The 23,166-nt window shown below is 35.8% G+C and carries 20 protein-coding genes; 15 read left to right on the top strand and 5 right to left on the bottom strand.

Annotated features, from left to right (window positions below; genetic code table 11):
• Positions 1–1,170 (top strand): iron-containing alcohol dehydrogenase, encoded by a 1,170-nt coding sequence (locus T323_RS0106635; RefSeq protein WP_026672574.1) that lies wholly within the window; start codon positions 1–3, stop codon positions 1,168–1,170.
• Between the two features lie 24 nt (positions 1,171–1,194).
• Complete coding sequence (locus T323_RS0106630) at positions 1,195–1,596, top strand: acyl-CoA thioesterase (protein ID WP_026672573.1); 402 nt, start codon at positions 1,195–1,197, stop codon at positions 1,594–1,596.
• 340 nt (positions 1,597–1,936) lie between these two features.
• On the opposite strand, the gene T323_RS0106625 is transcribed toward T323_RS0106630, so the two are convergent.
• Positions 1,937–3,130, bottom strand: coding sequence for an ABC transporter permease (locus tag T323_RS0106625; RefSeq protein WP_026672572.1), 1,194 nt, complete (start codon positions 3,128–3,130; stop codon positions 1,937–1,939).
• Positions 3,131–3,445: 315 nt separating this feature from the next.
• Positions 3,446–3,889, bottom strand: coding sequence for an ASCH domain-containing protein (locus T323_RS0106620; protein ID WP_026672571.1), 444 nt, complete (start codon positions 3,887–3,889; stop codon positions 3,446–3,448).
• Between the two features lie 147 nt (positions 3,890–4,036).
• On the opposite strand from T323_RS0106620, the gene T323_RS0106615 reads away from it, so the two are divergent.
• From T323_RS0106615 to T323_RS0106595, 4 genes are all read left to right on the top strand, one after another.
• Positions 4,037–5,449 (top strand): SpoVR family protein, encoded by a 1,413-nt coding sequence (locus T323_RS0106615; protein ID WP_026672570.1) that lies wholly within the window; start codon positions 4,037–4,039, stop codon positions 5,447–5,449.
• A 755-nt stretch (positions 5,450–6,204) separates the two neighbouring features.
• Positions 6,205–8,223: a penicillin-binding transpeptidase domain-containing protein gene (locus T323_RS0106605; protein ID WP_026672568.1), complete on the top strand. Its 2,019-nt coding sequence runs from the start codon at positions 6,205–6,207 to the stop codon at positions 8,221–8,223.
• 181 nt (positions 8,224–8,404) lie between these two features.
• Positions 8,405–9,661 (top strand): L-lactate MFS transporter, encoded by a 1,257-nt coding sequence (locus tag T323_RS0106600; protein WP_026672567.1) that lies wholly within the window; start codon positions 8,405–8,407, stop codon positions 9,659–9,661.
• A 148-nt stretch (positions 9,662–9,809) separates the two neighbouring features.
• Complete coding sequence (locus T323_RS0106595; protein WP_026672566.1) at positions 9,810–10,775, top strand: aldo/keto reductase family protein; 966 nt, start codon at positions 9,810–9,812, stop codon at positions 10,773–10,775.
• A gap of 218 nt (positions 10,776–10,993) precedes the next feature.
• On the opposite strand, the gene T323_RS0106590 is transcribed toward T323_RS0106595, so the two are convergent.
• The 3 genes from T323_RS0106590 to T323_RS0106580 all read right to left on the bottom strand — a co-directional run bounded on the left by T323_RS0106590 (position 10,994) and on the right by T323_RS0106580 (position 13,590).
• Positions 10,994–12,169 (bottom strand): Acg family FMN-binding oxidoreductase, encoded by a 1,176-nt coding sequence (locus T323_RS0106590; protein ID WP_169737877.1) that lies wholly within the window; start codon positions 12,167–12,169, stop codon positions 10,994–10,996.
• Positions 12,153–12,761 carry a TetR/AcrR family transcriptional regulator gene (locus T323_RS26160; RefSeq protein WP_051556413.1) on the bottom strand — a complete coding sequence of 203 codons (609 nt, stop codon included), beginning with the start codon at positions 12,759–12,761 and terminating at the stop codon, positions 12,153–12,155. The genes T323_RS0106590 and T323_RS26160 overlap by 17 nt, the downstream gene beginning before the upstream one ends.
• A gap of 142 nt (positions 12,762–12,903) precedes the next feature.
• Positions 12,904–13,590 carry a SurA N-terminal domain-containing protein gene (locus T323_RS0106580; RefSeq protein ID WP_026672564.1) on the bottom strand — a complete coding sequence of 229 codons (687 nt, stop codon included), beginning with the start codon at positions 13,588–13,590 and terminating at the stop codon, positions 12,904–12,906.
• A 462-nt stretch (positions 13,591–14,052) separates the two neighbouring features.
• Here T323_RS0106580 and T323_RS0106575 point away from each other — a divergent pair, with 462 nt between their 5' ends.
• The 9 genes from T323_RS0106575 (at position 14,053) to T323_RS28745 (ending at position 23,156) form a co-directional block, all read left to right on the top strand.
• Positions 14,053–14,775 (top strand): YveK family protein, encoded by a 723-nt coding sequence (locus tag T323_RS0106575; RefSeq protein WP_026672563.1) that lies wholly within the window; start codon positions 14,053–14,055, stop codon positions 14,773–14,775.
• Complete coding sequence (locus tag T323_RS0106570) at positions 14,765–15,421, top strand: CpsD/CapB family tyrosine-protein kinase (protein WP_169737876.1); 657 nt, start codon at positions 14,765–14,767, stop codon at positions 15,419–15,421. The genes T323_RS0106575 and T323_RS0106570 overlap by 11 nt, the downstream gene beginning before the upstream one ends.
• A 341-nt stretch (positions 15,422–15,762) precedes the next feature.
• Positions 15,763–17,583, top strand: coding sequence for a polysaccharide biosynthesis protein (locus tag T323_RS0106565; protein ID WP_026672561.1), 1,821 nt, complete (start codon positions 15,763–15,765; stop codon positions 17,581–17,583).
• Between the two features lie 29 nt (positions 17,584–17,612).
• Positions 17,613–18,785 (top strand): glycosyltransferase family 4 protein, encoded by a 1,173-nt coding sequence (locus T323_RS0106560; protein ID WP_026672560.1) that lies wholly within the window; start codon positions 17,613–17,615, stop codon positions 18,783–18,785.
• Entirely contained in the window at positions 18,742–19,815 is a 1,074-nt protein-coding gene (locus T323_RS0106555) for a glycosyltransferase family 2 protein (RefSeq protein WP_035177917.1), read from the top strand. Before T323_RS0106560 ends, T323_RS0106555 begins: the two co-directional genes overlap by 44 nt.
• 11 nt (positions 19,816–19,826) lie before the next feature.
• Positions 19,827–20,954 (top strand): glycosyltransferase family 1 protein, encoded by a 1,128-nt coding sequence (locus T323_RS26155; RefSeq protein WP_051556412.1) that lies wholly within the window; start codon positions 19,827–19,829, stop codon positions 20,952–20,954.
• Entirely contained in the window at positions 20,951–21,862 is a 912-nt protein-coding gene (locus T323_RS0106545; RefSeq protein ID WP_026672558.1) for a glycosyltransferase family 2 protein, read from the top strand. The genes T323_RS26155 and T323_RS0106545 overlap by 4 nt, the downstream gene beginning before the upstream one ends.
• Positions 21,863–21,908: 46 nt before the next feature.
• Positions 21,909–22,976: an EpsG family protein gene (locus T323_RS0106540; RefSeq protein ID WP_026672557.1), complete on the top strand. Its 1,068-nt coding sequence runs from the start codon at positions 21,909–21,911 to the stop codon at positions 22,974–22,976.
• Positions 22,977–22,997: 21 nt separating this feature from the next.
• Positions 22,998–23,156 carry a YwzD family small protein gene (locus tag T323_RS28745; RefSeq protein ID WP_156942409.1) on the top strand — a complete coding sequence of 53 codons (159 nt, stop codon included), beginning with the start codon at positions 22,998–23,000 and terminating at the stop codon, positions 23,154–23,156.
• Positions 23,157–23,166 lie beyond the last annotated feature (10 nt).

Raw genomic sequence — 23,166 nt, 5'->3', positions numbered from 1 at the left:
ATGAGTTCACAATTGCGATTTCCTTTAAAAAGTCATGTTGGCCAAGGGACGAAAGAAAATTTGTTACTGGAAGTGAAACAATGGAACGTCGAATCCATTCTTGTCGTTACGGACCAAACGATTGTGTCTATTGGGATTTGTGATCTTGTGTTACAGTCTTTATTTGATAAGTATCATATCGATATTTATACCGATATTATGCCAGAGCCAACCCTTGCATGTGCCGAAAAAGTTGTGGCGTACGCCAAACAAAAGCGGTTTGAACTCGTAATCGGGATTGGCGGAGGTAGTGCACTAGATATCGCTAAATTAACAGCTGTCTTAATGAAACAAGAAGGAGAAGTTCATGAATACTTAAACTTAACTGGAACGAAACCGATTGTTAACCATGGTGTTCCGAAAATCATGATTCCAACGACAGCAGGAACAGGATCAGAAGTTACGGATATCGCAGTTTTATCGTTAAAAGCAACAAAGGATGTGATTACACATCCGTATTTATTATCTGATGTGGCGATTGTCGACTCAACCTTAACACAATCTGTCCCGCCACGAATTACGGCGGCAACAGGAATTGATGCATTAACACATGCGATAGAAGCGTATATATCGGTTCATGCAAATCCTGTAACAGACAGTATAGCGTTAGGGGCGATTAAATTAATAGGGGAATCAATCGCAACCGCAGTTGAAAATGGTGGTGATCCAATCGCGAGGGAAAAAATGAGTACGGCCAGTTATATGGCAGGGCTTGCCTTTTATAATGCAGGAGTAGCTGGTGTTCATGCATTAGCGTATCCACTCGGAAATCAATTTAAAATTCCACATGGAGAATCTAATGCGGTCTTACTTCCGTTTGTGATAAATGAGATTCAACACGGTTGTACGGAAAAATTAGCTAATGTTGTTAAAACATTAGCCCCTGGTGTAGACGATACAAAGTCAAAGGAAGAATTAGCTGCCGATTGCGTAAATACGCTTCATCATCTAGTACAAGGCTTGCAGCTCCCGTCCTCTCTCCAATATTATGACATGCAAAAAGAGTCACTAGTTGCCTTAACAGAAGAAGCAATGAAACAAACAAGATTGCTCGCAAGAAGTCCTGTCGAACTCAACGAAGAGATGGTATATCGAATCTATGAAGCAGCGTATCATGGGGAAATAACATGAAGTTTACTAAAGGGAGGTGAGGGAATGTTTGAAAAAAGAATAGAACCTCGAGTTTCGGAAACGGATGGCGCAGGTCATATTAATAACACGACGATTCCTGTTTGGTTCGAATCAGGTCGAGATGAAATCTTTAAAATGTTCACGCCTGACTTATCGTTTTCGAACTGGAAATGTGTCATTATAAAAATCGCAGTCGAATATAAACAACAAATCTATTATGGACGACCTGTCACCGTGAAAACATGGATAAAACGAATCGGAAATTCAAGCTTTAAGGTGTATGAAGAAATCTATCAAGAGAATAAATGCTGCGCTACTGGAGAAGCGACCTATGTCAATTTTAATTTTCAAAGTCAAAAATCAGAAACAATTCCAGAGGGGATTCGGTCACAATTAGAAGCTCATCTTTATGTTGCAAAAGAATAAAATGGAGAACGCGAGAAAAGAAAGTGGTAAAGAAAAGTCTGCTTATGTACGATTCTTACGGACATACGTTCCGTTATTTTTATAAAAAGTACCGTTTATTAAAGGCTAACGGACATCTGTTCTGTTACAGGAGATAAAAGGAATGGGTTTGTCGCTCATTTGGTCAAATAGCGGAACGGATGTCCGTAAAGAATGAAGAAGATATGATTTTCTTAGGAATAGCGGTACAAATGTCCGTAACGAGTGGCACTGCACAAAAGAACCCCTCCTTGAATAAAATGTACCCTGTATAACTTTTTGCGTAGTTACACGTTATAGGATTAGTTCTTCGGTTATTCCGTTATTCTTTAAAGGCACTTCCTGAGATATTAACTCTCTTTGATAAAAAGAAATATACAAATAGATAAACAAATAAACTTCCAATGACAAGATAGTATATTTTAGCAGTAGAAGTATGAATAAACAGGGTGAAATATAGAATGAAAAATTGTGCATATAATATAACCAAGACAAACTTTAAGAAAGATTCATTCATCTGGGATTTAGAAATAGGATAAAGCAATCCACTTTCTTTAATTTCATGTTGTAAAGGAATGACTTGAAATCCAGTCATAAATAAAATAGGGAGAGTAAAAATCCAACCACTTGTTGGCATAGCATAATGAACAAATATACCAATTACAGTTAGTCTTAGATAAAGGTAAAAAAAATCATTATATCTTACAAATAAGAGTAAGTATAAATATACGAACGTACTATTCTGACTATATGGGATACACCTTTTCACAAGCATAGTGAGCAAACGTCTATTCCGAAAAGAACGTTTAAGATTGGGGACATCCATGAAAATATTAATAAATTTAAAGTTTCTTAATAACGCACTTTCTTCTTCAGCTATTAGCCACTGCCAATTCAGGTTTCTTCTCTTTCTTTTAAAATTAATTAAATAGGCGAAACTTACACTCATTAAAACAAGCACAACAATCCAGTCATTTTTAAACAGAGAATAACACATTAAATATATTGAAAAAAACCTATATAACCTATGTAAAACAAATTGTACATAGTTCTCTAACCATTGTTCCGTCCATTTCATAAAAATATTATAAAAAACAATTCCCGCTATTAAAATAAAGATGGAAAGATCTATTTTAATAGTGTGAAAAAATAGGCTTAATAAAACAGTAATTAAACTAAGCAATTTAATAATATCAATAATAAAGCTATATACAATTGATTTAATAAAATACGACTCTAATTTCCATTCTAATGGTAACAAAAAGACTATATCTGCCTTTTTAATAAATGTACGAACTTTTGTCGGTATTAAAATAATAGTTACAAATAGTGATAAGATTATTTCTACAGATATTTGGGGAGGTAACCACTGAAGAAATAAATTAAAATAATAAATAAAAATACTACTAATGACTAGAAAAAAATAAACAACATTCGCACCAATGATTGAATAGTATCTGAACATTTTTCTATAAAATTTCTGAACCCTTAAATCCCATAATGTTTTTATATCCATTAATACACCCATACTTTCATGAGTTTTCTCAAAAACATAAAATGCACCAACTATTCAACTATCTTCACTGCAATATATGAAATGCTTTTTCCTAAATTCATTTCCTACTAGGAACCATATATCTAATGGTTCTTCCCCAACCTGATTACGTTAGTGTAAGTACAGTGTGTAGCGACCTAATATCAATTTTAACATATATACCCATTTTAGTTTAGTAATACTAAATGGTGCTATTGTTGTTGTATCATGCGAAACCTTAGAAGAGTTATAAAATGTCCTTGACATAGGGTATTTTTCGGTTCTGTTCCTAGTCGCTTATTTCTTATCAAGCAATGTAAAAGTTTCACAAACAAGCAACATATCGTCAGTAAATGTTTGATTAATTTTCTTTAATTCACTTGAAAAAAACGATTCATGGTCGTTCCACCATGTTTCATATGAATCAGAGCCTTCAGCTATGGCAAATTCCTCTGTTACTTTATTCATTGGTGTGATTTCAACTTTTATGGTTTGAATAATCGCTAAAGGTAAATCTTCCTTGCTTAATAAAATACTATATTCGCCTTCTTGGGGTAATGTCTCGTTTTCGATTTCATAAAATACATATCCAGAACAAGTTGTCGTTTTCTTCCCATCTATTACGAGTTGGGTAAGTTCATCAGGATTAGGACCAAACTGCCATGCACTTACATTAGTTGGCACAGGTTGTCCAAGTTTTTCCCAATAGTTATTCCAGTATGTTAAAGCGGCTTCTTTCATATGTATCATCTCCTTGTTGTTATTGTAATGGAAAGAAAAACATTCGTGAAGAGCGACAGATGCATAGAGAGATTTTCATAAATATGCTCATGAACGAGCGGCATTTTTCATAAATTGTGATAAGGCGACTTAAAAGGGGTGAGCGACATGAATAGTGATGAACAACAAAAACTTCAATACGCGATTGAAGAAATTACGGAAATTGCGACGGGGTTTGGGTTAGACTTTTACCCGATGCGCTATGAAATTTGTCCGGCTGACATCATTTATACATTTGGTGCATATGGAATGCCGACGCGGTTCTCACATTGGAGTTTTGGGAAGCAATTCCATAAGATGAAACTGCAATATGATCTTGGGTTAAGCAAAATTTATGAACTAGTCATTAATTCGGATCCTTGTTATGCCTTTTTACTCGATTCAAACAGTTTGATTCAAAACAAACTGATTGTCGCACATGTCTTAGCTCATTGTGACTTTTTTAAAAATAATGTTCGTTTTTCGAATACACGCAGAGATATGGTTGAAAGTATGAGTGCAACAGCAGAACGTGTGGCTCACTATGAATTGGTTCACGGTCGGGAAGAAGTCGAGAAATTTTTAGATGCTATATTGTCCATTCAAGAGCATATTGATCCAAGTCTTGTTCGTCCAAAATTAGCTTGGTCTTTAGAAGATGAAGATGAGGAACCAAAACAGAAGAAGCGGACCCCTTATGAAGATTTATGGGATTTAGAAGTGGAAGAAAAAAAAGAAGAGCCAAAAAAGAAAAAGAAAAAATTTCCTCCTTCTCCAGAAAAGGACCTCCTTTTATTCATTGAGGAGTACAGTCGAGAGTTAGAGCCATGGCAACGCGACATCCTAACGATGATGCGCGAAGAAATGTTATACTTTTGGCCACAGCTTGAAACGAAAATTATGAATGAAGGCTGGGCTTCTTATTGGCATATGAGAATTTTGAGGGAGTTGCCATTAACATCTGAAGAAACGATTGAATATGCAAAGCTTAATGCAGGTGTTGTGCAACCAACAAAAACGCAAATAAACCCATATTATTTAGGTGTGAAAATTTTTGAAGATATTGAGGAACGGTATAATAACCCTACAAAAGAAATGCAGGACATTCAAGGGGTGAAACCTAGTTCTGGACGAGAAAAAATATTTGAAGTCCGAGAAATTGAATCCGATATTTCATTCTTGCGCAATTATTTGACAAAAGAATTAGTGAATCGTGAGGATATGTACTTATTTCAAAAGCAAGGTGCCGATTATAAAATTATTGATAAAGATTGGAAGCAAGTCAGGGATCAATTGATTTCTTCACGAGTAAATGGAGGATTTCCTTATTTAACAGTGACAGATGGTGACTATTTAAAAAATGGGGAGTTGTATATTACCCATCATTTTGAAGGAATTGAACTTGATATCGGATATTTAGAGAAAGTATTACCAAATATTTATCAGTTATGGGGGAGAACTGTCCATATTGAAACAAAAGTAAATGATAAAGATATTGATTTTATCTATGATGGGCGAAAGATTCATCGGAAATATTTATAGGCTTTCTAAAAAGTGTCAAAAGGTGGATGAGTAGACCTTTTGGCACTTTTTTATAAGATAAGAAAGTATTAAAAATTTTGGTGTAGCAGCAGCCAAGCTTTGAAAGCTTATTCAAGAAGAGCGAAGGCTGCGCACCTGCGCGTTTCACCCAAAAAGAGCACTTGTGGTTCACTGTCAAAAGCGGGCAAGGCTCCGCACTTCGCTTGAAACGAAAAGACGCTCCGTGTTTTTCTTATCGAGTAATAGTGAAAAATATGTACCGTTCAATATTTCCACTAATGAAAAATACCAATCAAACTGCTATGATAAGAGAAAAGGAGCGTGTACAAAATGAACAATAAAATGATACTCGGGTTAATGTTTGTGATGTTAGGCAACTTTATGCTTATTTTAACACTAGCAATATCTATACCAACTACAGTATGGTTAGTTTTAATAGGACTTAGCATTTTATTTAATCTTACAGGAATGGTCATGTTATTACGTTTTATTAAAAAGGGAAAAAATTCGAGGGGATAACGTTACCCTTTAAATTGATTATTAAAATCCCATTTCATTACTGCATTCGATTGTATTTAATCGGTGAAGCTAGTTTCCCCCTAAAAGCATATTTTCCATTATTCCCTTATAAGAATAGTAAGGGGATTTTTCTATTGTTTTTGTTATAGTTGTTTCTACTCTTCGTAATATTATACAATATAAGAGAATAATAGGGAAAAATGTAAAAAATGAAATGGAAATAGAAAGGAGACATTATGCGTAATTTATTTAAGCTATTACCTTTAGTAGTAATCTTCTTGCTCATGTCTGCTTGTTCTGAAAAAGAACCTTTGCCAGAAGAAGCGTTACAATCGTATCTTTCTTTTGTCGAACAAGGCGATTATGAAAAGATGTATGAATATTTAACCACTTCTGCAAAAGCAAAAATTTCAAAAGAAGAGTTTGTAGAACGTTATACGAATATTTATGGTGGGATGGAAGTAGAGTCGATAGAAATTGATTATAGTCTCCCTGAGGAAGAAGTAGAGCGGGAAGAGGATATTACCGAAGTAATGTTACAATATGCTCAAAAAATGAACACGATTGCCGGGGAAATTTCATATCGTCCCGAAGTTCTTGTCGTGTTAGAAGAAAATGAAGATGAAGAGAAAGAGTGGAGGATCGAATGGACTCCAAGTCTACTTGTTGAAGGGTTAGAGGAAAATGAGCGTGTTCGCGTCCAAACTTCTCATCCAACAAGAGGTGAAATTCTAGATCGGAACGGGGAACCTCTAGCTGCTAATGGTACCATTTATGAAATTGGAGTTGTCCCTGGTCGGATGGAAGGGCAAGAGGAGACTTCGATTGCAGCGCTTAGTGCAGAATTAAATATGGAAGAAGAAGACATTGAGAAAAAATTGGACCAATCATGGGTTGGACCAGATACATTTGTCCCAATTGTTTCTGTTCCTATCACCGAACAACCATTTGTCCAACGCTTGTATGAGGAAATTCCTGGGGCTACATATCGAGAAGCGAACGGAAGGGTTTATCCTTTAGGAGAGGCTGCGGCACATCTAACCGGTTATATTAGCTTAATTACAGCAGAGCAACTAGAAGAACTAAAAGGAGAAGGTTATGATGCTCATTCTTATTTAGGGCAAGCTGGCTTAGAGCGAGTGTTGGAAGACCGTTTAAAAGGTGAACGTGGAGCTGTTATTTATATTGAAGATGAAAATGGGGAGACGAAAAAAGTTATTGCTGAAAAAGAAGCGGTTGATGGGGAATCGATTATGCTAGCGATAGATAGCTCTCTCCAACAAACAATATATGAGCAATATGAAGAAAATGGAGATGCTGGGACAGCCGTAGCTATGCATCCAACAACTGGAGAGGTATTATCATTAGTAAGCTCGCCTGCTTATGACCCGAATGAATTTATCCTAGGGTTATCAAGTTATCAAGATTGGAGTGAGGATGAACGAAAGCCATTATTAAATCGATTTACACAAACGTATGCACCAGGTTCTACAATAAAACCGATTACAGCAGCAATTGCTCTTGAAAATGGATGGAACCCATCGGAGAAAAGAGAAATTGTTGGAGAACGCTGGAAGCCAGATTCTTCTGATTGGGGAGATTATACGGTACGTCGTGTAAATGGAAACATTGAGCAAGTAGATTTAAAGGATGCCCTTGTATATTCTGATAATATTTACTTTGCCCAAATGGCGCTTGACCTTGGGATTGATTCGTTTAAAGAAGGACTAGAGGCGTTTGGATTTACAGAATCCCTTCCATTTGGCTATGGAATGGGAACATCAAGTTGGGCTAATGAGGATATTTCTAGCGACGTTCAACTTGTAGATACATCATATGGTCAAGGACAAATGCTTGTAAATCCTCTACATTTAGCAACCATGTATACGACATTACTAAATAATGGGACAATGCTCAAACCACAATTATATGAAGGTGAATCTGATCCATGGAAGGAAAATATCATTTCCGCTGAGCATGCCAATGAAATTTTAGAATCTTTAATTGACGTTGTAGAAAGTCCGAATGGAACAGGAAGAGGAGCTCAAATCTCCAATCAAGTATTAGCTGGGAAAACAGGAACAACGGAATATAAAGAAGCACAAGGTGACGAAGGTGAAGAATTCGGTTGGTTTATCGGAGTGGATACGACAACGAAAGATTTACTCGTCTTAATGGTAGTAGAAGGCGTTGAAGACCGTGGTGGGAGTAGTTATGTTGTTCCAAAAGTTCGTAACGTTTTCTTATCGAAATAATAAATAAAACGGATGTTTTTGAAGACGAAAGTTACCACTTCAAGAACATCTTTTTTTCTACTTAACTTACTTTGTGAAAAAGTTCACAAATTTGTACGAGTGGACACATTGAAACTTCATAAAGTCACGATATGATAAGGGTGTAGACTATATAAGGTGAGAGAAAGAGGAGTGGAAGGACATGAGTAATGTGAAAAATCGTTGGCTCATCGCGTTATCAGGTGTAGGCATTCATATTTCGATAGGCTCTGTTTATGCGTGGAGTGTGTTTACAAAACCATTGATGGCTGAATTAAATTTAAGCTACACAGAAGTATCTTTAACTTTTAGTATTGCTATCTTATTTTTAGGCTTATCAGCAGCTTTTCTTGGACATTTTGTTGAAAAATTTGGACCAAGAGTTTCTGGGACGATGGCTTCGTTATTTTTCGGTATTGGAATCGCAGGTGCTGGTTTAGCTGTTCATCTTCAATCGTTGTTATTGCTTTATTTCTTTTATGGTGTTGTTGCTGGGATAGGACTTGGACTAGGTTATATTACCCCTGTTTCTACATTAGTGAAATGGTTTCCTGACCGTCGCGGGTTAGCGACAGGACTGGCTATTATGGGGTTTGGATTTGCTTCGATGATTGCAAGCCCGATTATTGCTAGACTAATAGAAGGAGTCGGTATTCCACTCACATTTGCGATATTAGGGGGAACTTACTTTATTATCATTTTCAGCTCGGCTCAATATTTATCTCCACCACCAAAAGACTGGGTTCCTGCTGGTTTTAAAGAAAAAGCGAAAACAGCTTCAAACCGAATAAAAGTAGATTTATCACAATTAACCGCCAATGAAGCAGTGAAAACAAAACGCTTTTGGATGTTGTGGATAATGTTGTTTATTAATATTTCTTGTGGAATTGCGATTTTAGCAGTGGCGTCTCCAATGGCCCAAGAAATAGCTGGCTTATCTACTGTTGCCGCAGCCACGATGGTTGGATTGATTGGAATTTTTAATGGCTTAGGCAGACTAGGGTGGGCAACGTTTTCTGACTACATTGGACGACCAAATACGTATACAGCTTTTTTTGCCATCCAAATGGTTCTCTTCTTCCTCTTGCCAAATATGACACATTTTTTGTTATTCCAAATTGTCGTCTTTTTAATTATTACTTGTTACGGCGGAGGGTTTTCTTCAATCCCAGCTTATATTGGTGATATGTTTGGGACAAAGCAATTAGGAGCAATCCATGGCTATATGTTAACCGCATGGGCTGCGGCAGGGTTAACTGGTCCGATCTTCTCGTCATGGATAAGAGAAACAACAGGGAGTTACCAAGGAACCCTTATGATTTTTGCGGGAATGTTTGCTATAGCTTTAACAGTTTCGTTACTCATTCGGCTTGAAATACGAAGTTTAGAACAAAAAAGACTTCAAAAAGAAGCTGTGTAAACAAGTAAAGCTGCCTATCGTTTAAGCTGATAGGTGGCTTTTAATTTTTTAAAACAAGAAAGCGTTTTAGTTCCTTTTCCGACAGTCTTGCATTAAAATGAAGGCATATCGAGATACTATGTTTGATTGTTATAAAGGAGGAAATAAAATGGAATATCGTCGTTTAGGAAAAACGGGTTTAAAGGTAAGTGAAATTTCGCTAGGTAGTTGGCTTACATACGGAAAGTCTGTTGAGAATAACACTGCAGAACGGATTATACATAAAGCATATGAATTAGGAATTAACTTTTTTGACTCTGCCAATGTGTATGAAAGTGGCGAGGGTGAAAGAGTGATGGCAAAAGCATTAAAGCAATATGACAGATCCTCTTATGTCATTACGACAAAAGCGTTTTGGCCAATGGGTGAAGGGGTAAATGATAGAGGTTTATCCCGAAAGCATGTGTTTGAACAGCTTCATGCGAGCTTAAAGAGAATGGAACTTGATTATGTCGATATTTTTTATTGTCATCGCTATGACCCTGAAACACCAGTAGAAGAAACATTACGAACGATTGATGATTTATTACGGCAAGGAAAAATTTTATATGCAGGTGTAAGTGAATGGTCTGCAGCACAAATTCAAGAAGCACTAAATATAGCTGATAAATTTTTATTAGACCGTATTGTCGTCAATCAGCCACAGTATAATATGTTATACCGTCACATTGAAAAAGAAATCATTCCAGTATCCGAAAAAAATGGAATTTCACAAGTGGTGTTTTCTCCATTAGCTCAAGGTGTTTTAACAGGAAAGTACAAAGGTGGCGCTGTTCCAGAAAACAGTAGAGCGGCCAACAGTGATATAAATATGTGGGTGACAAACTTCATCAATGAACCGACATTACAAAAAGTTGATGCCTTGGAGAAACTAGCTAAAGAATTGGAATTAACATTACCAGAACTTGCGTTAGCTTGGGTATTACGACAACCAAATGTAGCAAGTGCCATTGTTGGGGCAAGTCGTCCAGAACAAATTGAAGCCAATGTTAAAGCGGCTGGAATTAGATTAACTGCTGAAACAATTGAAAAAATTGAAAATATATTAGCGTTACGAAAACGAGGACCATGCTGATGGTCCTCGTTTTCTATCGGACATACGTTCCGCTATTTTACTGTTTTCACTGTTAAAAATCATCCGTTTGGACATCAGTTCCGTTAATCTAGCAAAAGCGACGTGAATTAGGGTGGGTGAGGGGAAATAGCGGAATACATGTCCGAACGGAATGAAAAAACACATGTTTTTCTTTGATTAACGGAACAGATGTCCGTAAGTAAAAAGTGTGACACAGATTAGACGATAACCGACTCAATCGAACGACGAGGACTTGGTTTTGCTTCTGCTTTCGGATAACCATACCGGAAAATGAATTTTGCTTTCTGTCCTTTAGGGATAGTAATTTGATCGAGTAAATTAGAATAATGTGGTTGCGATTTTGAGTGTGTTTCAAAGTCAGCCATTTCATTTAATTGATTTAAAGGATGCATTGCAATTCCTTGATTTGTAGCATGAAGGTGAATGCGTTGCCATACTCTTCCTAACTGGATATTCTCAACAAGATGATTAGAAGTAGAGACAGACAAGACGCCATAGCCATACGCGGTATCGGTATGACGCTTTTTCGTTGCTTTTAGCCAAAACTGATCCGAGCTTTCATTGTCTAATGGGGGAAGGACTTTGCCAAAAAAACGGATGAAAAAAGATTCGCCTTGCGCATCTAATGTAATGCCATCCCGATACGATTGAAGGTCATCCCAAGATTGCCTGAACCATTTGTTTGTTTCTTGACTTAACACTTTTGTAGAAATGAAAGCTTGTGTTGCATCTGTGATACTTTGGCTAATGAATTGTTTCTCCTCTAGCGATGTGAATAAAGAGAGGGTAATTGGGTCCTCTAATTCTTTCTGCCAAGCTGTTTGATGTTTCTTTGGAATTTCAATTGTAGCATCGTAAGCACCACGGTTCGTATGGCGCTCACGGATAGCAGTATATAACGGAGACACTTCAGAGCTTTGTTTTGTAAATGAAAATTTCGCTACGTATGTATCATTTAATGGGTCAGGAAAATAGGAAAGGGTCGGGTTATAACCATAAGCTTTTGAAGCTAGCATCATGTTTTCAATTGCACAACCTAAGCCAATGTACATTTCACGATAAAAGGGGTCAATAGGACCTAAATGCCGGCTTTTGTCCGCATATAGGTCTATCGTTGTGTCTGACACATGAAAAAACCATGGTTGACTATTATGTGGGTTTGAAGCTAAAACAGCAGCATGGACAATGGAAGTTAAACCCGTGGAGTTTTCATCTTTCCATAATTCATAAGCTGGCCCTTTTCCAGTATGAAATACGCCTTGTGTGTAGGCACGAAAGAGAACCCCGCCAACAGCAAGGAGGAGTACGGTTGAGCCGGCTTTCTTCAGAAATTGACGTCGAGATATTGTTTCCTCTTTATTCATGACGGTCATTTCCATTTTCACTCCTTTTCACATACGGTTCAACTAACATCATGATTAAATCAACTCCTTCATCTATTTGTTCGTCTGTTATGTTTTCATTTGAAAGCTCAGAAAACGGAATCCAATATTGGCTAAGAACCCAGCTTATAGATAGCAATTGGTTGAGTTTGTTTGGAGCAATACTAAATTGTAAAATGCCAGCTTCTACAAATGCTTGAATAAACCTAGCTTGTTCTTTTTGTCGTTTCTCTTGAATAACTTCATAACGGTGACGGAGGAGCGGGTCAGCTCGGAGTAGGGAGTTAATTTCTCTGGCGAAAAAGGCATAATGTAAATCAAGAAGAAAGCTTTTTTTAATTCTGTTTTTTAAGCCTGTCAAAGAGAGTTCGCTTTCGGGAGGGCTAAACCACATACCGTCCCAGTTTTGAACCATTTGTTCGAAAATAACTCGGATAATTTCATCTTTGTTATTAAAATGATAATATAAATTTCCTGGGCTGATTTTAGCTGCTTCAGCAATATGATTAGTAGAGACTGCCGAGGAGCCTTTTTCGTTAAATAGGGTAACTGCTGTAGCGATAATTTTTTCTCTTGTTTTCATGACAATTCCTCCAACTAGAGTATTTACTCTAGTTTAGAGTTTTTATTCTAATGATAACAGGGGCATAGGACCCATTTTAAAAATAATGATTGTGAAAACAAAAATGCAGACCAAATTTACTACCAATTTGGTCTGCTTCCAACTAGTGAATAATAATCTCGCTCGATTCTCGTAAATCAGTAATGATAGCTGTCAGTTCATTGTTTACTTTTTGCTTGATAAGCTCTTCCTCATAGTTAATCTCATCTTGTTCAAGCGCTTCTTCTCCATACTGAGTAACTAATTCATCATGAAAGCTTTCTACTTCATCTTCAGTTACCGCAATATCTGCTCGGATAGATTCCATATAATTATCAAATGTTAGTGTTTGTCTGTATTGTTCTTCCAGCTCAGCTATTGTTACGTTTTGTTGTGCAAGCATCTCGTGGAATTCCTCATCGGATTGGACTTGTGATTGTTCTTTAATAAGGTCAATTTGTTCGGCAATTTCGTTATCATTGGCTTCTAAGCCTTTTTCCTTAGCATCTTGTGTTAATAACATCTGGTCAATTAATTGATCTAGCAGCTGGTCTTCCATCATGGTAAGTACTTCTTGTCCTTCTTCATCATGAATATCAATACCAGACTGCATAGCGACGAATGAGAGGATTTCTTGAAATTCTTGTTCTGTAATTTCCTCTCCGTTTACAGTAGCTATGACATTTCCTTCTGTAGTAGGAACCTCAGTGGCATTTTCCCCATTCGAAGCTTCCTCATCAGATGCCCCACATCCAGCAAGTAAAGTAGTTATAGCGAACACGATTCCGATTTGGCGTATCCATTTTTTCAAGTAGAAAACCCCTTTCCTTTATCGTTAGGTGCCATTGTACCATACAACATAAGAGTCTTTATTTTTCGATCACTGAATAAAGGGGGATGAGTTAGAAATATGAAAAAAAATCATAGTCTTTACATCTCGTATTTGCGCCACCATAGGAATAACGGAGCTGGTAAAAAATACTAGACTTATAATCTAAAAAAATATGTAAAAATCGCGTAAATGTTCCTTTAGAATGTTTGGCTTTTTTTAATAATGTCTTATTTTGTTGGTACTGCGCGTTTGAGAAGAACAGTTCATTGTAGAAGGCTAATTTTTTTAAAAGAGTTGTTGACATGTTCTTTATTACGAACTAAAATAAACACAAGAAAATGTTGAAACAAGTTAAAAAACTTATCTATATAAGGTTTATAATTTTATTAGAATTTGCAAGTAACATTATAAAGAACGAAAAATGACGTAAGGTGGCGAATTATGGAAAATCATGTAGGAAGAAAAGCGACAGAAATTAATATAAAAGCCATTTATCAGCTTCTGAAAAAAAAATGGTGGATGATTGCCTTGATAACTTTCTTCTTTTCAGCAGCAGGCTGGTATTATACGACATACCATACGACACCGATTTATGAGTCGTCTTCACGAATTATAATCAATGATAGTACGAATAATTTTAATACACTACGAGTTGTTATTCGAGAAACAGCTGTTATGGAACGCGTGATTCATGAGCTTGATTTAAATCGAACTGTTGATGGATTACGAGGACAAATTGCTGTTCAGAGCGTCGATAACTCGCAAATTGTCAATATTACAGTGTATGATACAAATCCAGAGCTTGCTGCATTAATCGCCAATAAAACTGCTCATGTATATAAGGATGAAGTAAAAGACCTTCTTGACTTTACGGGTGTAAGCATTTTAAGTGAAGCTCAAACCTCTGGAAATGTATACCCGATTAATCAAAACCATCGGAAAATTCATTTGGTTGCCTTTATGGTTGGACTAGTTGGAGGAATTGGTTTTGTGTTTTTACTCGATAGCCTTGATAACACCCTTCGTTCAGAAAGAGAAATTGAAAAATTGTTAGGAGTTCCTGTTATCGGTAGTATTTCAAAAATAACAAAACGGTCGTTAGCTGATGGGAACCAAATCAAACAAGAAAAACAAAATTTAAGAGGTGAGACTATTGGTTCGTAATCATATTATAAAAAGTCTCATTACATTAAAAAAACCTGACTCTATTATCGCGGAGCAATTTGAAACGATTCGTACCAATCTTGAGTTTTCCGCCTTTGAGACGAAAGCGAAAGCGATTTTAATTACATCCCCAACAAGGAACGAAGGAAAAACATTAGCTGTAACGAATCTGGCGTTTTCATTTGCGAAACAAGGAAAAAGTGTTCTTTTAATTGATACTGATGTTAGAAAAGGTAAACTACATGAAATATTTAAGTTGAAAAATGATGTTGGATTAACAAATATATTGATCGGGCAAGTGAGCTATCGAGAAGCTATCATTCGTACTCATTCTTCAAAGGTCGATGTCCTCACAAGTGGCCCAGTTCCATCCAATACAGAACGGTTATTTAGTTCAGATGCGATGGTAGAATTTATTGAAAAAGTAAAAGCGATTTATGATTATGTCATTTTTGATTCATTGCCGATTCTTGAAGGCGCCGATACGAAAACAATCGCAAGTCGTTGTGATGGTGTCATAATGGTCGTTCGAAATGGAAAAACAGAACGTGAATTGGCTATAGAAGCGAAAGCTGTAGTAGATGTTGTAAAAGCGAATATGATTGGTGTCATTTTTAATGGGAAATCAAAGTCACTCTTTTCCTAATTTTTTTACCTTGTTCGTTCTTTATTGGAAACGATGATGTTCTTAATATATATTGGTGATGTCTTCTTACCGTTATCAATGAAGGCACTCGGTCAATCTAAGGGTGAAATACCTTGATGCTCGTCGTCGGAGGGTTGATGTGAGGGAGGGTTAGATGCCCTTATTTTAAAAGATAAAAAATTGGTATAGCCATGAAGCTTTGAAAGCTTATTCTAGAAGAGCGATGTCTGCGCACCTGCGAGTTTTACCCCAAGAAAAGTACTTGTGGTTCACTGTTAAAAGCGGGCAGGGCTCCGCACATCGTTTGAAACGAAATATTATTTTGAAAGGAGGAGAAGCTTATGTCTTATCGTCAGCGTCTATCGATGTTACTTGGAATTGATACAGGATTAATTTTTGTAACGGTTTTTATTAGTAGTTTTATTATGTATGATTTTCACTTTGTTAGTAGCCCTAGCTTTATCGTTGTGCTATGTGGCATGTTAATGAGTCATTATATCTTTTCTTTTTTTCATAAATTATACAAAAAAGCATGGGAGTACGCCAGCATTGGAGAGTTAATCAGCATTGTTAAAATAGGATTCCTTTCCTTATTCATAGTAGGTATCGTTCAGTTTCTTCTGACTACAGTTGATGTTCGGTTATTAGTGATTATGTTTATGGTTTATTTACTTACGATTGGTAGTTCTCGGTTTTGTTGGAGAATGTTTCGAGATACCGTGATAAAAGACAAACAGCAAAAGAAACGAACATTAATTATTGGAGCAGGTGCTGCTGGAACAATGGTTGCGCGACAGTTACTTTATAATCGCGAAGCTGAATTACAGCCTGTTGCTTTTATCGATGATAATGAAAACAAACAATATTTGGACATCTTTGGTCTTCCTGTTGTAGGGGGAATGAACCAGTTACAAATGATTGTTAATCAAATGGGAATTGAGCATATCATTATAGCGATCCCATCATTACAACGTAGGAAATTGAACGATATTTTTCAAAAATGTCTTCATACATCGGTGAAAACACAAGTGATGCCAATGTTAGAGGATATTATGACTGGAAAGGTGGAAGTAAACCAACTTCGAGATGTTCAAGTAGAAGATTTACTTGGGCGAGATCCGATAGAATTAAATATTGAATCTATTTCAGAAAAAATAACAGGGAAAGTCGTGTTAGTGACCGGAGCTGGAGGGTCAATTGGTTCAGAGATTTGCAGGCAAGTCGCGAGATTTAATCCTTCCACTCTTGTTTTACTAGGACATGGTGAAAATAGTATATATTCGATTGAAATGGAACTAAAGCCTTTGTTTTCTTCGACAAAAATACAGTTTGTTACTGAAATTTGTGATGTGCAAGATGAACAGAAAATTAAAGAAGTGATGGGCAGATATCATCCACATATCGTTTATCATGCCGCAGCACATAAGCATGTTCCATTAATGGAACGAAACCCAGAAGAAGCCGTAAAAAACAATGTGATTGGAACGATGAATGTAGCGAAAGCAGCAGATATCAGTTTAGTTGATACCTTTGTATTAATTTCTACAGATAAGGCCGTAAACCCAACGAGTGTCATGGGGGCAACGAAACGTTTAGCTGAAATGATGATTCAGCATATGAGCCAAACAAGTCAGACTACCTTTATTGCTGTTCGATTTGGGAATGTATTAGGGAGTCGAGGAAGTGTCATTCCACTATTTAAAAAACAAATCGAAGCGGGCGGACCAGTGACCGTTACTCATCCTGATATGATTCGTTACTTCATGACAATCCCTGAGGCCGCAAAACTCGTCATTCAAGCTAGTAGTTTAGCAAATGGAGGAGAAATCTTTGTTTTGGACATGGGCGAACCTGTAAAAATAGTCGATTTAGCTCAAAATTTAATTAGACTATCCGGATACAGTGTAGAAGAAATTGGGATTCATTATACGGGAATGCGTCCTGGTGAAAAACTATTTGAGGAACTTTTAAATGAAGATGAAATACACGATGAACAAATTTATCCAAAAATCTATGTTGGAAAAACAGCGCAAATTTTTATTGAAGAAATTGAAACTGTTCTCCAATCCTTTTCAGTTATGGATAAAGAGACTTTAAAAGCTCAGTTATTAGAACTCACAAATCGCAAGCCAGTGAGGGAAAAAATCCCGATACCAAGTTAATAAATATATAAGAAGAGTAGGTGATGGGAATGCCGAGAAAAATATTATTCTGTGCTACCGTTGATTATCATTTTACAAAATTCCATATTCCTTATATGAAATGGTTTAAAGAACAAGGATGGGAAGTACATGTCGCGGCTTCTGGTCAATTAGAGCTTCCGTATACAGATGTGAAATTTGTCATTCCGATCCACCGCTCTCCTTTTCGCTATTCCAACATGTTGGCTTTTCAAAAATTAAAAACCATTATTAATCAAGAAAACTATGACATTATTCATTGTCATACACCACTTGGTGGAGTGCTTGCTCGGTTAGCAGCGGTAGAAGCGAGAGCCCGGGGAACGAAAGTTATCTACACTGCACATGGATTCCATTTTTATAAAGGGGCATCGCCTTTTAATTGGATGCTTTATTATCCAATTGAAAAACAACTAGCGAAAATTACGGATTGCTTAATTACAATTAATACGGAAGATTATCTTTTAGCGAAGGAAAAAGAATTTAAGGCGAGTTTAATCGAACATGTTCATGGTGTGGGGGTCAACACAGAACGGTTTATACCGATGGACGAACAAACAAAAAAGGCGACTAGAGAAACTTATCGTTATAAAGACGATGAGTTTTTATTAATTTATGCGGCAGAATTTAACCATAACAAAAATCAAAAATTTCTAATGCGAGCGATTGAACAAATCAAAAGAGAAATCCCAAAAGTTCGCTTGCTGCTAGCAGGAGAAGGACCAACATTACAACAATGCCAAGTTGAAATGTTTCGGTTAGGTGTTGCAAGCTCCGTTGATTTTCTTGGACAACGCGATGACATTGATACGCTCTTACCGATGTGCGATGTAGCTGTAGCCTCTAGTTTAAGAGAAGGCTTACCGGTAAATGTCATGGAAGCGATGGCGTGCGGGCTACCAGTTGTTGCTGTAACGAATCGAGGTCACCGTGAATTAGTGAAACATGAAGTGAATGGCTATTTAGTAGAGCGGGATGATGTGAGTGGGTTTGTGGAGAAGATAATAACCCTTTATCAAAATAAAACTTTAAAACAACAGTTAGGAAAAGAAAGTCGAAGTCGGGTTAGTCATTTTTCACTTGTAAAAGTACAAAAAGAACTAGAAAGTGTATATGCCCCTTTTATGTTAGGAGAAGATTATGAAGAAGAAACCAAAGATCAGTATCATCATACCCCTATATAATGTTAAACAATATGTAGGAAGATGTTTAGATAGTCTTATCAATCAAACTATGAGTGAGATTGAATTCATTGTAGTCAATGATGGATCAACGGATGGTAGTGAAAAAATTGTCATGGACTATGCGAAGAATGATGAACGGATTGTACTGATTAATAAAGAAAACGCTGGTGTTTCCTCTGCTCGAAATGAAGGGTTAAACTATGTCAAAGGTGATTTCATTGGTTTTGTTGATCCAGATGATTGGGTGAATTACCACATGTACGAAACGATGTACGAAATCGCTACAAAAGAAAAAATGGATGTGGTTATGTGTACCTATATAAGAGAATTTGGTACGCATTCTAAAGAGAAAACGTTTCTGACAGAGGAAAAACAATATTATTATAATGAGGATGTACAAAGTCAGATCATGAGAAGAATCATTGGTCCGTTGAATGCTGAAATAAGAGAACTAGAACTATTAGATGCATATGGTACGGTATGGTCTAAACTTTATCGAACATCATTGATTAAAGAGAATACTATTACATTTACAGATTTATCGATAATAGGAACAAATGAAGATTCATTATTTAATATGGAAGTACTATATTATACTAATGCGTTTGTTTTGTTAAACAAGCCCTTATATCATTACTGGCGCCAAAATGAACAATCTGTTACATCCAAGTATAAGCCAGACCTCATGAAGAAGTGGGGGCATCTATATGAACATATAGAAATGTTTATACAAGAAAAGCAGTTAGGTGATGACTATGTTAAAGCTTTAAATAATCGAATTAGTTTAAATACATTAGGGCTTGGATTAAATGAAATAAGTGCATCAGGAGAAACTTCAGTATTACAGAAATATAGAAATATGAAAAATATACTCCAATATAAAACGATTAAGCACGCCGTTTCGACGTTAGATATGAAGCATTTTCCTTTCATTTGGAAAGTGTTTTATTTTTTTGTGAAACTTAAATTTACATTAGGTTATTATTTTATGATTCAAAGTATTGAGCATTTAAGAAAGATTGTAAGATAGGGGTGTTGATTTTGAAGCCATTTCGAATACTGCAAGTAGTGACGATTATGAATCGTGGCGGTTTAGAAACGATGCTCATGAATTATTATAGACAAATGGATCGAACGAAAATTCAGTTTGATTTTATGGTGCATCGAAACGAACAAGGTCATTATGATGAAGAAATTACTACAATGGGTGGAAGAATTATCACTATGCCTTCTATACGTCCTGGTCATTATCGAAGGTATTTTCAATTACTAGATGATTTTTTTAAACATAATACAGAGTATAAAGTGGTGCATTCACACATAAATGAAAACTGTAGCTTTGTGTTAAAAGCAGCTAAAGAACATGGTGTTCCGTGTAGAATTGCGCATAGTCATTTAAGTGATCTTGGCCTTGATATTAAACTACCTTTTCGTATGTATGCTAGATATATGATGAAAGATAATGCAAACCAATATTTCGCTTGTTCTGAAAAAGCAGGCGAATGGTTGTTTGGAAAGAAAAAAGTAAAAGTGTTAAATAATGCTGTCAATGCAAAAGAATTTCAATATAGTGAGCAAGTTAGAAACAATCTCCGAACAGAACTGAACTTAAAGGATAAGCTAGTAATTGGGCATATCGGTAGATTTAACAAACAAAAAAATCACACCTTTTTAATTGATATCTTTCAACAGGTTAAAAAGCAGAAACCACACTCAGTTTTACTATTAGTGGGTGATGGTCATTTGCGACCGCAAATTGAAAAGAAAGTCCATGACTTAGGTCTAGGAGATTCTGTACGATTTTTAGGTGTGCGTAATGATATTGCCTCATTAATGCAAGCTATGGACTTATTTTTATTTCCATCGTTATTTGAGGGGTTACCTGTTGTATTAGTTGAGGCTCAGGCCGCTGGGTTACAGTGTATTGTATCAAATACAATTACAAAAGAAGCAAAAATAACAAAAAATGTACATTTTGTAAAACTTCTAGATTCAGCAACAGATTGGGCAAACAAGGTTCTATCGACCTCAACAGAACATATGAATACATTTCATATCTTGAGAGAAAAAGGGTATGATACGACAACAATGGCAGATTGGCTGACTGGTTATTATACAGCTTATTGTAAAAAGGAATTTACAAGTACGAAGTTGGAGGCCGTAACATGAATCCTACTCTAACGGTATTTACTCCGACATTTAATCGAGCCTATTGTTTAAATAAGTGTTATGAAAGTCTTGTAAGACAAACGAGTCAAGATTTTTTATGGCTTATTATTGATGATGGTTCTACAGACAATACACGACTATTAGTGGAGGAATGGATAAGAGAAGACAAAATTAAAATTTCTTATTACTACCAGGACAATCAAGGGATGCATGGTGCACATAATACCGCCTACGAAAAGATAGAAACAGAACTTAATGTTTGTATTGATTCGGACGACTTTATGTCAGACGATGCTGTCGAAAAAATTGTTTCTTTTTGGACAAAACATGGGAGTGACTTATTGGCAGGCATTGTTGCACTTGATGCGACACCAACGGGTGAAATAATTGGGACTACACTGCCAACTTCTCTTACAGCAGCAACTCTCACTGAATTATATGGAAAGTACAAGATAAAAGGTGATAAGAAGCTCGTTTATCGAACAAAGTTAATGAAAGAAACGCCACCATATCCTTTATTCGTTGGGGAAAAATATTGTCCTTTAAGTTATAAGTATATTTTAATAGATCAAAAATGCCCGTTATTAATAATGAATGAGATCGTTTGTTATGTCGATTACCAAACAGACGGATCAAGTATGAATATGATTCATCAATATAAGAAAAATCCTCGAGGGTTTTCTTTTTTTCGAAAGGTTGCAATGAAGTATGCACCAACATATAAAGAAAGAGTAAGAGAAACGATTCATTATATTTCAAGCAACTTATTAATAAGGAACTTTCATTATATTGCAGAGTCACCTTGTAAATTTACGACGTTTCTGTTTTCACCAGCAGGCTGGTTATTGTATTTATATATTATTAATACAGAAAGAAACACGATTGGAAATGTTCGAAAAAACACATAAATCTATCTTTCGTTTTTAATAAATGAAAGGAAATGAAGTGTAAAAAATGACAGTTATGTATATGAACCTTTTGACCGTTTATGTAACGGCACTGTTTTCTAGATATTTCGCCAAAGAAAATGAGCTAACACAAACAAAAATAAAACCGAATATATTATTGGCAGTATTTGCTTTACTATCACTTGTACTTGTGTCAGGTCTTCGAAGTAATATAGGTGATACTTATTATTATGTCCATTCCTACACGATAACCGATTTTACTTTTCAAAATATTGATTTTACAGGTGATTTTGGATTTAATTTACTTCAAATGCTATTACAACAAATTTCAAATGATCCTCAAATCTTACTCTTTGTAACAGCTCTTATTACAAATGCATTAATAGTAGGAGTGTTATATCATTACTCTAGAATGTTTGAGCTTAGTTTATATGTCTATATTACTTTAGGTTTTTTTTTAGTCTCGATGAATGGGATACGACAGTATTTAGCAGCAGCCATCATATTTGCCGCAACAAAATTCTTATTTGAAGGGTCTTTTAAAAAATATTTACTTGTTGTATTACTGGCAGCAACGATTCATCAGTCTGCACTTGTATTAATTCCGATATATTTTATCGTTCGAAAACCAGCCTGGTCGAAGATGACATTTATATTGCTATTCTGCTCTATAATTATTGTCGCTGGGTTTGAAATGTTTTTATCCGTTTTATTTAACGTTTTAGGTAATACACAATATGCAGGGTATCAAAATTTTGAAGAAGGTGGGGCAAATATATTACGGGTAGTCGTTTATGCTACTCCTGTCATAATTGCTTTTTTTGGTAAAGAAAAGCTGAAAGAGATGTTCAAACATAGTGATGTAGTTGTGAATATGTCGGTTATTGCAATGCTTTTTATGATAGTATCTACACAAAATTGGATTTTTGCAAGATTTGCAATCTATTTTGGGTTATATCAATTAATTTTAATCGGATGGATAGTAAAGCTATTTATTAATAAAGATCAAAAGTTAATTTACCTGGGGATACTTGTTTGTTATTTTATATATTTTTATTATGAACAAGCAATGTCTTTAAATATTATATATCAAAGCAATTACTTTTCATTTTAATAAAAAAAGAGGAAACAACATATGCCACTATTAAAAAATATCACACAACAAAAATTATTAGAATTACTCATAGAAATTCATGAAAAATCAACAAAAGAAGAGCACGTAAACACAAAAGATGTTGTACAAGAAATTGAACAAAGACTAAGACAAATGGTAAAACAGAACGTCACAAATTAAAAAGGGGGAT

The sequence above is a fragment of the Alkalihalobacillus bogoriensis ATCC BAA-922 genome (genome assembly GCF_000621445.1).
GTDB lineage: Bacteria > Bacillota > Bacilli > Bacillales > Bacillaceae_F > Bacillus_AO > Bacillus_AO bogoriense.
The sequence above is the reverse complement of the archived record's forward strand: the minus strand, read 5'-3'. Positions and strand labels throughout refer to the sequence as shown.